Source organism: Pseudolysobacter antarcticus (assembly GCF_004168365.1).
Lineage (GTDB): Bacteria > Pseudomonadota > Gammaproteobacteria > Xanthomonadales > Rhodanobacteraceae > Pseudolysobacter > Pseudolysobacter antarcticus.
Map to the genome: position 1 here is coordinate 4,531,659 of NZ_CP035704.1, position 13,152 is coordinate 4,544,810.

12 protein-coding genes are annotated in these 13,152 nt (G+C 60.1%); 5 read left to right on the forward strand and 7 right to left on the reverse strand.

Going from position 1 to position 13,152, the window contains the following annotated elements; all coding sequences use genetic code 11:
• Positions 1 to 8 precede the first annotated feature (8 nt).
• From ELE36_RS19435 to bioB, 5 genes are all read right to left on the reverse strand, one after another.
• Entirely contained in the window at positions 9 to 1,007 is a 999-nt protein-coding gene (locus tag ELE36_RS19435; RefSeq protein ID WP_129836259.1) for a DMT family transporter, read from the reverse strand.
• Complete coding sequence (bioC, locus tag ELE36_RS19440; protein ID WP_129836261.1) at positions 1,004 to 1,900, reverse strand: malonyl-ACP O-methyltransferase BioC; 897 nt, start codon at positions 1,898 to 1,900, stop codon at positions 1,004 to 1,006. The genes ELE36_RS19435 and bioC overlap by 4 nt, the downstream gene beginning before the upstream one ends.
• Entirely contained in the window at positions 1,897 to 2,664 is a 768-nt protein-coding gene (gene bioH / locus ELE36_RS19445; protein WP_129836263.1) for a pimeloyl-ACP methyl ester esterase BioH, read from the reverse strand. The genes bioC and bioH overlap by 4 nt, the downstream gene beginning before the upstream one ends.
• Positions 2,661 to 3,869, reverse strand: a complete 1,209-nt coding sequence (gene bioF / locus ELE36_RS19450) for an 8-amino-7-oxononanoate synthase (protein WP_129836265.1) — start codon at positions 3,867 to 3,869, stop codon at positions 2,661 to 2,663. Before bioF ends, bioH begins: the two co-directional genes overlap by 4 nt.
• A 73-nt stretch (positions 3,870 to 3,942) precedes the next feature.
• Positions 3,943 to 4,998 (reverse strand): biotin synthase BioB, encoded by a 1,056-nt coding sequence (bioB, locus tag ELE36_RS19455; protein ID WP_129836267.1) that lies wholly within the window; start codon positions 4,996 to 4,998, stop codon positions 3,943 to 3,945.
• A 60-nt stretch (positions 4,999 to 5,058) separates the two neighbouring features.
• On the opposite strand from bioB, the gene ELE36_RS19460 reads away from it, so the two are divergent.
• From ELE36_RS19460 to ELE36_RS19475, 4 genes are all read left to right on the forward strand, one after another.
• Positions 5,059 to 5,787: a ComFC family protein gene (locus tag ELE36_RS19460; RefSeq protein WP_129836269.1), complete on the forward strand. Its 729-nt coding sequence runs from the start codon at positions 5,059 to 5,061 to the stop codon at positions 5,785 to 5,787.
• 252 nt (positions 5,788 to 6,039) lie between these two features.
• Complete coding sequence (locus ELE36_RS19465) at positions 6,040 to 7,440, forward strand: trypsin-like peptidase domain-containing protein (protein WP_129836271.1); 1,401 nt, start codon at positions 6,040 to 6,042, stop codon at positions 7,438 to 7,440.
• Positions 7,441 to 7,628: 188 nt separating this feature from the next.
• Positions 7,629 to 7,904 (forward strand): GNAT family N-acetyltransferase, encoded by a 276-nt coding sequence (locus ELE36_RS19470; RefSeq protein WP_129836273.1) that lies wholly within the window; start codon positions 7,629 to 7,631, stop codon positions 7,902 to 7,904.
• Between the two features lie 21 nt (positions 7,905 to 7,925).
• The gene (locus ELE36_RS19475; protein ID WP_129836275.1) at positions 7,926 to 9,500 is read left to right on the forward strand and encodes a winged helix-turn-helix transcriptional regulator; all 1,575 of its coding nucleotides are present in this window, start codon (positions 7,926 to 7,928) and stop codon (positions 9,498 to 9,500) included.
• On the opposite strand, the gene ELE36_RS19480 is transcribed toward ELE36_RS19475, so the two are convergent.
• Positions 9,484 to 10,605: a serine hydrolase domain-containing protein gene (locus ELE36_RS19480; RefSeq protein WP_129836277.1), complete on the reverse strand. Its 1,122-nt coding sequence runs from the start codon at positions 10,603 to 10,605 to the stop codon at positions 9,484 to 9,486. The two genes, ELE36_RS19475 and ELE36_RS19480, sit on opposite strands and share 17 nt — an antisense overlap.
• 154 nt (positions 10,606 to 10,759) lie before the next feature.
• Positions 10,760 to 11,731: a LysR family transcriptional regulator gene (locus tag ELE36_RS19485; protein ID WP_129836279.1), complete on the reverse strand. Its 972-nt coding sequence runs from the start codon at positions 11,729 to 11,731 to the stop codon at positions 10,760 to 10,762.
• A gap of 136 nt (positions 11,732 to 11,867) precedes the next feature.
• On the opposite strand from ELE36_RS19485, the gene ELE36_RS19490 reads away from it, so the two are divergent.
• Positions 11,868 to 13,052, forward strand: a complete 1,185-nt coding sequence (locus ELE36_RS19490; protein WP_129836281.1) for an efflux RND transporter periplasmic adaptor subunit — start codon at positions 11,868 to 11,870, stop codon at positions 13,050 to 13,052.
• The last annotated feature ends 100 nt before the right edge of the window (positions 13,053 to 13,152 follow it).

The window sequence follows — 13,152 nt, forward strand, 5'->3', positions numbered from 1 at the left end:
TCACACACTCAGTCAATTCGATCGCTGCGCAACACACGCATCGCGGCTGCATCGCTTGCCGCAGCACGCGCACTGATTCGGCTAAACAAGATGATGCCGACGATCACGACCACGATGCCAAAAGCGGCGATGCCGCTCGGCCAATCTTCGTTGAGCCAGAAAACGCCGATCAAGGTCGAGAAAATAATTTCCGCGGCTTGCATTGCTTCGACCGCGGCGAGCGAGGTCGGGTTTTCGCGCACCATCGCCGTAGCCTTGAAAAAAAGCACGGTCGCGATCACGCCTGAAAACAGCGCCACGCCGCCGGCTTGCAGCACTTGCGCCGGGCTCGGCCAACCGGCTTCGTGATACGCATAAATAGTGAGCAGCAACCACACCGGCTGGCTTGCCAAGGTCATGCCGAACACACGCTGCGTCGCATTCAACGGCGTGCCGCTGCTTTCGAGATGCAGCAGGATCATGCGATTGCCGAGCGGATAGAGAAACGCCGCGATCAGCACGCACAGCAGCGCGAACCACGCACTCGCATCGAGCTTGCCGTGGAAATGTCCGAGCTGCATCAGCAGCACACCGAACAGCACCAATAACGCCATCGCGAGTGCGGGCAGCGGAATGCGGCGGCGCGTATCGCGATAGATCAGCGGCGACAACAGCAGGCCGGCGATCACCGTGGTCTGGAACGATCCGGCGATCAACCACGCCGGCCCGCTCGATGCGGCGTAGGTGAGGCAAATACAGAACAGGCCGAAACCGATGCCGCCCCACAGCAACCAGATGCGCGGATGCCGGCGTAATTCTCGCGGCAATTGACCGAGCCCGCCTTGCAGCGGCAGCACGAGCGCGAGCAACGGCAAGGTGAGCAGATAACGCAACGCCGCGGTCCACGCCCAGTGCCCGCCGCCGAGCACCATGCTGCGATTCAATACGTAGGTCATCGTGAAAAACAGCGCGGATGCGAGGCCGATCAGCACCGCATTCGACGCGTTATGCGGCGCTGCGGATTTCATCGCGCGCTGCGCCGACTGCCACGCAATTTATCAACGGAAAAACTCGCGATCTCGCCATCGCCATCGCGTCGCGGTTGTCCCGGTGGCGGCCCCCACGCATGGGCATAGACCACTTCGTAAGTCGCTGGCAAGACACCATCGCGGCGATGTGTTTCGTACGCGGCGAACATTTTTTGCAGACGTTGTTTGCCGGTCAACGCGCGGCTGCGCGATACATCGGCGTTGCTCGCGCCAATGCCTTTGAGATCGCGCATCAGCGCCGGCACATCGGCGTAGGTGAGATTGAAGCGCTCGGCATCCAGCACCGGATCGCGAAAACCTGCGGCCATCAACGCATCGCCGATGCGCATCATGTCGGCGAAACGACTGACGTGCGCTGTGGCGTCGACACTCGCCCACGCATCGCGAAGTTCATGCAGCGTATCCGGCCCAAGCGTGGAAATCGCCATGAAACCGTCGGGCTTGAGCACACGACGAAATTCGTTGAAAACGCCCGGCAAATCTTCGCACCATTGCAGGCACAAACTCGAGAACAATACATCGATGCTGGCCTCGGCCAACGGCAGCGCATTGGTGTCGGCGCAGATCGCCGCAACGGGTTTCTGCAACAGATTTTGCCAGCCACCGGTATTGCGCCGCATCTGCTGCAACATCGGCAGCGCGAGATCCAGTGCGATGATGAGTGCCTTCGGAAATTGCCGGCGCAATTGCCCCGTGGCATGACCGGGACCGCAGCCGATATCGAGCACACGCAGTGGCGCTGGCTTGAGGAATTCCATGCGCTCAAGCAAACGCGATTCGACTTCGCGCTGCAACGCGGCGTGCTCATCGTAGTTGCTCGCGGCGCGCGAAAAGTGGCGGCGGATTTGCGCGTGATCGAAAAGACGATTCATGCCGGCAACGAATCTGCGAAAGCGCTAATGGCGTGCGCGACAACATCGGCATGACCAATGAACGGCGCGTGGCCGCCACCGGCGATTTTCTCGAAACGCGCGTTACGACTGTGTTGCGCCGCCCACTGCATCGCCTGCCACGGAATCAATCGATCGCGCGCGCCGGCCAGCCACAAACTCGGCACATCGAGCTGCGCGAGCTCGGCGCGCATGTCGCTGGGTTCGAGCAGATTCAAACCATCCTGCAGCACGCGCAACGCCGGCTCGCCGCGCTCGAACAAACGCTCGCGCAACTCGCGCAATTCATCGCGCGCGCAATCGCTGCCGTGTACTTCGAGCGCGAGGAATCGATCCAGCGTGCCGCGATAATCGCGGCCCAAGTCCGCACCGAATTGCTCGAAAACTTCCGGCGCCACCGCATGTGGCCAATCCGGGCCAATCACAAAACGCGGCGACGAAGCGATCATCACCAAACCACGCACCTGCGGCGAAACATCCAGCGCGGCGCGCAACGCGACCAGACCGCCCAGCGACCAGCCGATCCAGATCGCTGGCGGCGTGGCAATTGCGATGCGGCTTACGCAGTCATCGAGGGTCAACGCAACATCGCGTTCGGGGCTCGCGCCGTGCCCGGGCAGATCGACCAGATGCAAGCGAAACCTCTGCGCGAGAATTTCAGTGAGCGGCGCGAAAATTCCGCTGTGCATGGCCCAGCCGTGGATCAGCACGAGATCTCTGCCGGTGCCCGTGATTTCGATATTCATTGGTGAATGGCGCTCCTGCGCGCCGTGCGGATTGCGGACGGGATACAGGCATCGAGCGCATCGAGCAAGCGATCCACATCGGCCTCGGTGTGCGCCGCCGACAAGGTGATGCGCAGGCGCGATGTCGCGGCGCGCACGGTCGGCGGACGGATCGCTGTCACGAGCAAACCGCGTGCTTCGAGCGCTTGTGCCAGCGCGAGTGACTCCGCCGCCGCGCCGAGCAGAATGGGTTGGATCGCGCTCGTCGAATCCGGCAAAGGCAAGCCGAGTTGCAGCGCGCCGCGACGAAAGCGCTCGATCAGCTTATGCAATTTTTCACGTCGCCATTCATCGGCGCGAACCAGGCGCAGCGCGGTGCGCGTGGCAGCAGCGAGCGCTGGCGGCAGCGCGGTGGTGTAGATGTAACTGCGGGCCGATTGCGTAAGCGCATCGATCAACGCCGCGCTACCGGCGACGAATGCGCCGCACGTGCCAACCGCCTTGCCGAGCGTCGCCATCAGCACCGGCACATCGTGCTGGCTCAGGCCGGCGGCGGCCACGCTGCCCGCACCCTGCTTGCCGAATATACCGACGCCATGCGCATCGTCGATCATCAGGCTGGTTTGTTGCTTTTTACACAATGTCGCAAGGTGTACAAGTGGAGCGATGTCGCCGTCCATGCTGAATACTCCATCGCTGGCGAGCAACGCGAGCTTGTCCGGACGCGACTCGAGCTGACGCTGCACTGCAGCTACATCGCTGTGCGGATAACGTTTCAGCTCGGCGCCGCTGAGCCGTACGGCGTCGAGCAAACTGGCATGGTTGAGTTTGTCCTGCACGCACAGATCGCCGGCGTGCAGCAAAGTTTGCAGCACGCCGAGATTGGCCATGTAGCCGGTCGAAAACAGCAGCGCACGCTCGCGACCAGTCCAGTCGGCAAGTTCCTCTTCGAGCGCCGCGTGTTCGCGGTTATGGCCGCAGATCAGATGTGCGGCAGTGCTGCCGACACCATTCGCATCGGCGGCGTTTTTCAGTGCTGCAACGATCTGCGGATGATTGGCAAGGCCAAGGTAATCGTTGCTGCAAAACGCGAGCAGCTGCTTACCGGCGATTTGCAAATGCGACCCATCGTTTTGATCGACGCTACGCAAGCGTCGCGACAGCTGCGCGCGTTCGCGCTCGGCGTGTGCTAGCGCGAGGCGATCGAAGAGGTCAGGTCGAATCATCGAGTAGTTTCGTAACTGCCGCAGGCCCGTCAGCGATCACAGATTGCGATGGTCACAAAATATCATTGCGCCGCTACGCCGCCGTTGCCGCCGGCTCGCAGATTTCCGCATGCACGGTGCCGGGTTCGATGTCGACCTGCATCGGCGTGAGGCCGAGTCGCGCGAACAATTGCTGATCGTGTTCGGTGTCGGGATTGCCTGTGGTCAGCAGTTTTTCGCCGTAGAAAATCGAGTTGGCGCCGGCGAAAAAACACAGCGCCTGCTGCTCGTCACTCATCTCGCTGCGACCGGCGGAAAGACGCACGACCGAGGCTGGCATGAGTAATCGCGCGACCGCGATCGTGCGCACGAATTCGAGCGGATCGAGTTTTTTTGTGCCGGCCAGCGGCGTGCCGGCAACCTGCACGAGATTGTTGATCGGCACCGATTCGGGATGCTCGGGGAGATTAGCCAACGCTTGCAAAAGTCCGGCGCGCTGGGCACGCGATTCGCCCATGCCGACGATGCCGCCGCAGCAGGTTTTCATGCCGGCTTCGCGCACGTTTTCGAGCGTGTCGAGGCGATCCTGATATTCGCGCGTGTGGATGATCTCGCCGTAGAATTCCGGCGCGGTATCAAGATTGTGGTTGTAATAATGCAGGCCGGCCTGCTTCAGGTTTTTCGCCTGACTGGCACTGAGCATGCCGAGTGTGGCGCAAGTTTCCAGACCCAGCGCACGCACGCCGCGCACCATCTGCGCGACCTGCTCTACATCCTTGTCTTTCGGGTTGCGCCATGCCGCGCCCATGCAAAAACGGCTCGCGCCATTCGCCTTGGCGATGCGCGCTTTATCCAGCACCGCATCCACGCTCATGAGTTTTTCGGCCTTTAGCCCGGTCGCGTAACGCGCACTTTGCGGGCAATACGCGCAATCCTCGGGACACGCACCGGTCTTGATCGACAGCAGCGTGGAAACCTGCACGCTGTTAGGATCGTGGCGCTGGCGATGCACGTTGTGGGCGCGGAACATCAGATCGTTGAACGGCAGATCGAACAAGGCGACCACTTCATCGCGATTCCAGTCGTGGCGAATCGTATTGTTTGGAACGGAATCGGCGTGGATCGAACGCGGAATGGTCGCAGTAGACATGAGCTGTTGGGTGTCGGCGGAAGTACGAGGAGTGTGGATTTGCGGCACGGAGCTGTCAACTTGAAATGGCCGACATGGGTTGACGGCTGGCGTCAGCGTATTGAATTTGCGCTGCTGCCGGCGTTTTGCCTGCTCTGTCGCGCGCCATCAGATACCCGCCGTGATCTGTGCCGCGCGTGTTCCGCCGACCTGCAACCCAATCTGCCGTGTTGCCAACGCTGCGCGTTGCCGTTGCAACGCAACGAGCCGCTATGCGGAATATGCCTCAGGCACGAACCGCCATTCGCCGCGGCGTGGGCGCCGTATCGTTATGCCTACCCACTGGATCAACTCGTGACGCGGTTCAAGTTCGGTCGCGATCTCGCCGCGGGTCGCGTGTTGCAGGAGTTGTGGATTGCTGCGGCAAAAAACACGCCGCCGGTTTTGCCAGAATTGCTGGTCGCGATTCCGCTGCATACCTCAAGGCTGCGCGAGCGCGGTTACAACCAGGCGCTGGAACTCGCCAAGCCGCTCGCGGCAACGCTGGGTTTGCCACTCGCGCACGATCTGCTGATCCGCCATCGGGCCACGCATACGCAGACCGGGCTCGACATAAAAACGCGCTCGCGAAATGTCAAAGATGCGTTTGTCGTCAGGCCAGATTTCAGCCTCCCCGCGCATATCGTGCTGCTTGACGATGTCATGACCACTGGTGCGACGATGCGCGAATGTGCACGCACGCTGCGACGCGCTGGCGTGACGCGCGTGGATGTCTGGGCGCTCGCCCGTGCGCCGCAGCGGCGCGGTTGAATCGATTCTGATACATCCGACCCAGACCAAGTACTGGCCGCACCCCAAATTTTATTTCGGCGCAGGTTTATCGACGATACCGCTCGTAACACCAGCAAAACGCAAAAAGATCACAGCCGGATTCACTGCAAAGCCAGAGTCGAATGGACTAACGAATGCATGTCCACAAATCTTTGTAAGCTCACTCTTGCGCATGTAGCATAGCCGCCGCGTCGGCGCCTTATCGCCGCCATTGAATCACGGAATGAAAACATGGTGCGCTTATCGAAAACCTATGGCCGACTGCTGTTTGTCGCGAGCATGGTATGCACGGCTGCGCTCGCGCATGCAGGTGCCTACAAATGGAAAGATGCGCAGGGCAATTGGCAATTTTCCGATACGCCACCACCGACTGGCGGCGCCAGCGATGGGCGCGGCGATGTACAGCAGGTTGCGCTGAGCAATGATTTTGCCGATGTCAAAGTCGCCAACAAACCGCCGATCGCCAATACCAGACGCAACGGCGGCCCGAGCATCGCTCTGGACAATTTTACCTTGCGGCTGGATGTGGCGAACGGCAACAACACCAATATCGGGCGGGCTTTCAGCGGCAAGAACTGCGCGCAAAGCACAGGCGTGCAATGGGAAGATGGCATCGTCGATCTCAAGGGCAAGGTCGCGGAGCAAACCGTTGCGGAAAGATTTCGCAATTTCGGTTATTCATTCGCCGGTGTCGAGTCTGAAAATATCGCCGCTCTCGCAACCCTGCATCTGGATGCCGAATTGCTGGCGATGAAGATGGACACATGCGACTCGATCAGCATGGGCAATGCACTCGGCCCGGGTTCGCGCGCATACATAAAAATTCGCTGGACCTTGCGCCGCAATGTGGCAGACGAGCCATTGTTCCGCGGCATCAGCGTCGGTGCCTTTGATGCGTGGCATCCCGGCGGCATGACCAAGGGCGTAATCCTCAAAGCACTCGGCAACGCGACCGACAACCTGCTTGGTGATCACGCATTTGTCGACATCTTGACCGGGACATCGCCCGAACGTGCAAGCGCTTTCAACCCCGTTGATGTCAAGCTCGTGGTGGTGCGCGGCGATGGTGGCGGTACGTTTCGCGGCAACTCTGAATCGCTGTTGCGCAGCGCCGTGACCGTGCGCACCGCGCGCGGTCACGGCAGTGGCGTATTGATTGATGCAAGTGGCTATGCGCTTACCAACGCACACGTGGTGGGATCCAACACGCAGGTTCAGGTAATGCTCGACGACGAAATGGTGGATGCGCGCGTCGTGCGCAGCGACTCGCGCGTGGATGTAGCACTGCTGCAATTTGAGCCAAAGGGGCGGCCTGCAGCCATCATCTCGCGCAGCGAACCGCGGCCCGGCGATCCACTCTACGTCGTGGGTACGCCGCTCGATCTGAAACTCAGTCATAGCGTGACGCAAGGCATCTTGTCTGCGGTACGAGAGGTCAACGGTGCGCGCCTTTACCAGACCGATGCGGCAGTGAATCCGGGCAATTCCGGTGGCCCGGTTTTTAATGACACCGGTGAGCTGGTGGCCTTGAGCGTTTCCGGCCTCGTTAATGCCGATGGCGCTTCCTTGAACGTCAATTACCTCATTCCGATATCGCGCGCGTTGGCTGCGGTCGGCGCAAATGGCGATTGATCGCACACGTGAGCGGTGGTTAGGCGCTCAGCTCAATTGCGTCATGTAATTGATTCGAGAATTGCCGCACCAATGGTCATCGTACGATGCACAACGAACTCGCAGCGTCATAATAACGGGCTGAAGAGCAACGAAAATTCATACAGCGCATGGCGCTCGTCACGTTACCGCATACACCGGAGAGAATAATGTCACTGGATATCCACCACGACCGCACTGCGAAAAATTTCAGCGTGGATGTCGACGGCCAGCACTGCGTGCTCGATTACACATTTGCCGATGGCGTGATGACTATCACTCACACCGGCGTGCCCGAAGCCGTGGGCGGTCGCGGTATTGCCGCGGAACTCATGCGCACCGCGTTTGAAACCGCACGCAGCGAAGGCTGGAAGATTGTGCCGGCATGTTCGTATGCAGCTGTATTTGTCGCTCGGCATAAAGAGTACGCCGATCTGCTGGTTTGAGTATCGGTTGCCGAGATCGATATGCCAACTTCACGTTTTCGCCTGCTCGATCTGCTGATCGACATCCCGCAGCAGCGAGTAGAGCGCGATGGTATGGCGCTGGAGATCGGCGGACTCAGTTTCCAATTGCTCGCTTATCTGCTCGCGCAGGGCGATCGCGTCGTCAGTTTCGATGACCTGATTACGGCCGTGTGGGCGCCTGCGGTGGTCAACGAAGAAACCGTCACGCAACGCATCAAGCTGTTGCGGCAGGCGCTGGGCGACGATGGGCGCAATCCGCGTTATGTACGCTCGGTGCGCGGGCGTGGTTATCAACTTTGCGCGTTACCACAGGCCGTGGATGCGCCGCCGGAAACGCTGCCGATCCAGCCGCGTTCATGGCGCAAGCCGGTTGCGATTATGGTCGCATTGCTGTTTGTCGTGGTTGTAGCGCTGCTGTTTTTTCTGCGCACGCCGCCGCCAGAAATTGTCGCGGCAGCAGCGCCGGATATCGTCAGTCGCGCCGCGTATTACGCGAGCATCGGCCAGCGCGAAAACAACGAGCGCGCCATTCTGTTGTACCAACAAGCGCTGGCCGCCACGCCGGAAAACATCGCAGCCAAGCTCGGTCTCAGCCGCGCTTACAGCGCTCGGGTTTGCCTGTACAACGCGAACGCCGAGTGGGCCATGCGTGCGCAGGAGCTGGCCGAACAGGTGCTGAAAAATTCACCGAACCACGCCAAGGCCTGGGCCGATCTGGCCTATGCACACGATTGTATGGGTCGTATCGACGACGCTGTTCACGCCTACGAGCGCGCGTTTGCGCTCGATTCCAGCGACGATGCCAGCCGTTCGTCGGCGGCGTATCTGTACCAGGAAAAAGGCCGTCTAGCCGATGCGCTGCAGACCAATCTGGATATGCATGGCGATTCTTCCCGAGTGCGTTTTCGCGAAGTGCAGCTGGCGCGCGAATTTGAATTGCTCGGATTTGCGGCCGTTGCTCAAGCGCATTATCAGCGCATCTATCAACTCAATCCCGACAATATATTTTCGAACATCGCGTGGCCGCGTTTTTTGTTTTTGCAAGGACGGTTTGCCGAGGCGCAGGCGGTGCTCGATCAATCTCTCGCACGCAACACCGAGCGCGTCGATTTATATCTGCTCAACGGTGAACTCGCGCTGGTGCGCGGCGATCAAGCCAGCGCTGCGCGCGCATTCGAGCAAGCCGCGCGCTTGCGTCCGCAAACGAGTTATCCGGCAACCTTGGCCGCGTTGTATACCGATCCAGCGCCACCCGCCGCATGGCTGGCGCAGCGTGTTGTCGAGGTGCGCGCATCAACAAATTCCGCACAAGCGTGGCCGAGCGATCAATTGGAATTGGTGCTCCTCGAACTTGCCGCGGGCGATCAGAGTGCGGCGCTCGCGACGCTCGAAAAAGCCGTGGTGGCGGGCTACAGCGACAAGGCCTATCTACAGACCTCGCCGCTGTTTCATGCGCTGACCGGCAGCCCAGGATTCGCTTCGGTGATCGATACCATCAGCCGCCATATCGATGCAGAACGTCAGCGCGTATTGGCCGCCAGTTGGTGTCCACCGGAGATCAGGGCAACGCCTTGAGGATGTAGTCGCGGAAAATTTCCTGCGATTGCGGATGCGCGTAACGCTGGTTATAGGCTTTGCTCGTGACCACCGCCACCAGTTGCTTTTGCGGCAACACAAAAACGTAGTTGCCGCCGTTGCCGCTCATCGCCCACACCGCGGTGTCGACGCCCTTGATCGGAAAATGGAAACGCCACCAGAAATAACCATATTCGGCATCCTCGCGCGCCCGCGCATGTGGCGTGAGCATGGCTTGGATCCATTTCTGCGAGATCACCTGCTTGTCGTGCCAGCGTCCGCCATCCACGGCGAGCTGGCCGATCTTGGCCAGATCACGCGAGCGATAACGCGTGCCGCCGCCGCCCATGCCGATGCCTTCCGGCGAGGTATTCCACTGCACCTTGTTGATGCCGAGCGGTTGTTCAAGCGCCTCGCCAGCAAAGGTCGCGAGCGGCTTGTGCACCGCATGCTCCACGATCGCGCCGGCAACATACGAACCGGCCGTGCAATACGAAAACGCGCGCCCGAACGGACTGTCTTTCGGCTTGCTCATCCACGGCGCAAAGCCCTTGATCGGCAGATCCAGCGCGAACTGCAGCCAATTCTCGGTCACGTACATACGCTCTTCGTTGCCGCTGGAAAATTCGTTCTCGTCGTTGCACTCCCATAGCGAACTCATCGTCAACAGATCTTCCAGCGTGAAGTTCTGCTTGCGCGGATCGGGATGTAAAAACGGCTGGCGATCCGCGAAAAACGCATACACCTTGGCATCGACGCCACTGATCAGGCCACGATCGATCGCTGCGCCCGCCAGCAGCGCGGTAACGCTTTTGGTCGCCGAGCGGACATCGTTGAGCAGGTCGCGATTGCCGTCGTTGAAGTAGGCCTCATACACCAGCTTGCCATGATCAGCGATGACGATACTGCTGATGTTCTTGTAGCTGGCATCGGCGATCTTCGCTTCGACGCTGGTTAGCGTTGCGACATTCCAACCCTGTGCGGTCGCATCGGCCACCGCCCAGCCGTCGTCGAGTTTTTCAGGCGGGTGATAGTTGCCGGCATGAGCCAGAGCGAAGCTCATGGCCAAGGCAATGACGATCAACGAACGAAATACGGAAACCATGCAACTTCTCCACGCAGTGAATGAGGATCACCAGTGGGCCATGCGCGCGAATGAAGCGCATGAAATGCAAATGAAGAATTATGAAGCGTGTGTAGCAGCGCCGATCGCCACGGTTTGTGGCGCGACGATGGTGCTCATGTCGAAGAGCCCGTCCTCAGGCGACTGCTGCCAATTGAGCTTGCTCGGCCTGCTCGATGCGGCTGCGCTCCGCCGCCTGACGACACATCGGCTCGCAGGTGCGCGAGAACAACTCCGTCACCCACTCAAGGAACGCCTGCACGCGCGCCGAAAGATGCCGCTTCTGCGGATACACCACCCACAGCGGCGAGCCGGTCGAAATGGTATCGGTCATGACGATCTGCAGCAGCCCCTGCGCGAGATGGATCGCGGCGAGACAATGCGGCGCCTGCACGATACCGAGGCCGGCCACCGCGGCTTGAATCACCGACTCACCATCGTTGATCAGCATGTGCGCATCTATATCGACACCCACGCGACCGCTCGGCGTATCGAACTGCCATTGATAGGGCCGGCGCGTGGCTGGATCGACGAAGTTGATGCACCGATGTTTCTTCAGATCCTCGATGCTGACCGGCGTGCCGTACTGCTGCAGATAATCCGGCGAGGCGCATAGCACATTGTTGAAATAGCCGATCTTGCGCGCAATCAGATCGGAGTCCTCGAGTGCGCCCATGCGGATCGCGCAATCGAAACCTTCTTCGTTGAGGTCGAACGGGAAATCGCGCATCGACATGTCAATGCGGATATCCGGAAACTGCGCCTCGAACTTGGCGAAGTTCGGAATCAACGCACCGCGACCGATCGCCGTCGGCACCGCGATGCGCAGACCGCCGCTCGGCTTGGTGCGCGAATAACCGAGCGCTTCCTTGGCCTCGCTGAGATCGGCCAGGATGTCGCGGCAACGTGCATAAAACGCGGCGCCATCATCGGTCAGGCGCAAGGTGCGGGTCGAGCGAAAAAACAGTTTGGCGTCGATTTGTTCTTCGAGCCGGGCGATCGCCCGACTCACGCCGGACGGTGTCATTTCCAATTGTTGCGCTGCGGCAGAAAAGCTCTTGGCTTCCACCACACGGACAAAAACGCTGATCGCAGAAAAGTCTTCCATAGCGGCAAACTCCGGCTGATTGGTGACTCAGAATCACAAGTGAGGTGATTCTAATCCTATTTATCGCTCCATGCGCAAGGTCTACAGTGGTAATCCTGCGCCGGGAGCCTCCGGTGGAGTTATCCAAGGATTTGCCATGAAGAACAAATTACTCATCAGCTCAAGTGCCGCGGTTATCGCAATTGCAGCAATTTGGCTCGCTGTAAGGCCCGCGCCGATCCACGCCACGGAGAAACCCGCGGCTACGGAAGTGAGCGTGGCCGAGGTGCTGGTGCGCCCGGTCGATGACGCCGACGAGTTCACCGGACGGCTGCAAGCGGTCGATACGATTCAGCTGCATCCGCGTGTCAGTGGTTATGTCGATTCGCTGAATTTCAAGGAAGGCACGACAGTCAAGAAGGATCAGTTGCTGTTCCGCATCGATCCGCGTCCGTACCAGGCTGAAGTCGATCGCCTTACCGCCAATCTGGCGCAGGCCAACGCCGAATACACGCTGGCGCAAGCCAATGCCGCGCGCAGCAAACGTCTGCTCGACCAGCAGGCGGTATCGCGCGAACAGGCGGATCGTCTCGATACCGCCTCATTGAGCGCACGTTCGCAGGTGGCATCCACTGCCGCTTCACTCGACGCCGCACGATTGAATCGCAGCTTCACCGAAATCCGTGCACCGATCGACGGTCGCATCGGCAGCGCGCTCGTGACGCCGGGCAATCTCGTAACCAGCGCCGATGTGTTGACCAGCGTCGTTAGCGTCGATCCGATCTATGCGTACTTCGATGTCGATGAACAGAGTTTTTTGAAGCTCGACCGCACGCGTCGTGACGGCGCAAACAGCCCGAGCGTCAGCATGGGCTTGGCCGATGAAACCGGTTTCCCGCACGCTGGCCGCATCGACTTTGTCGACAACCAGCTGCGCACCGGCTCGGGCACGATTCGTTTGCGTGCGGTGTTCGCCAATGCGGACGCAAGTTACACGCCGGGCCTGTTCGTACGCATCCAATTGCGCAGTGCGAGCAAGATCGCGCGCGTGCTGATCGACGATCGCGCAGTCGCCACCGACCTCGGCAACAAATACGTCTACGTGATCGGCAAGGACAAGAAAGTCGAATATCGCCGCGTCGTGACCGGCCCGCTGCTAGACGGTTTGCGTGTGGTCAACGAAGGCCTGGCCGCGAACGAAACCATCGTCGTGAACGGTTTGCAGCGTGTGCGTCCGGGCGCCGAAGTGACGCCGGTCAAGGTCGCGATGGATACGCGCACGCTTGATGCCAACAAGCAGATCGCGTCAGCCAGCATGCCGAAAGTCAACGCGCAGAACTAAGCACTGCAACCGCCTCGACGAGGCGTCGTCTCACCACGATCAACCGGGGTAGCCACGCTGCCCCACAGAAAACTGTTGCCACGATTCTGCGCGCAAGCGC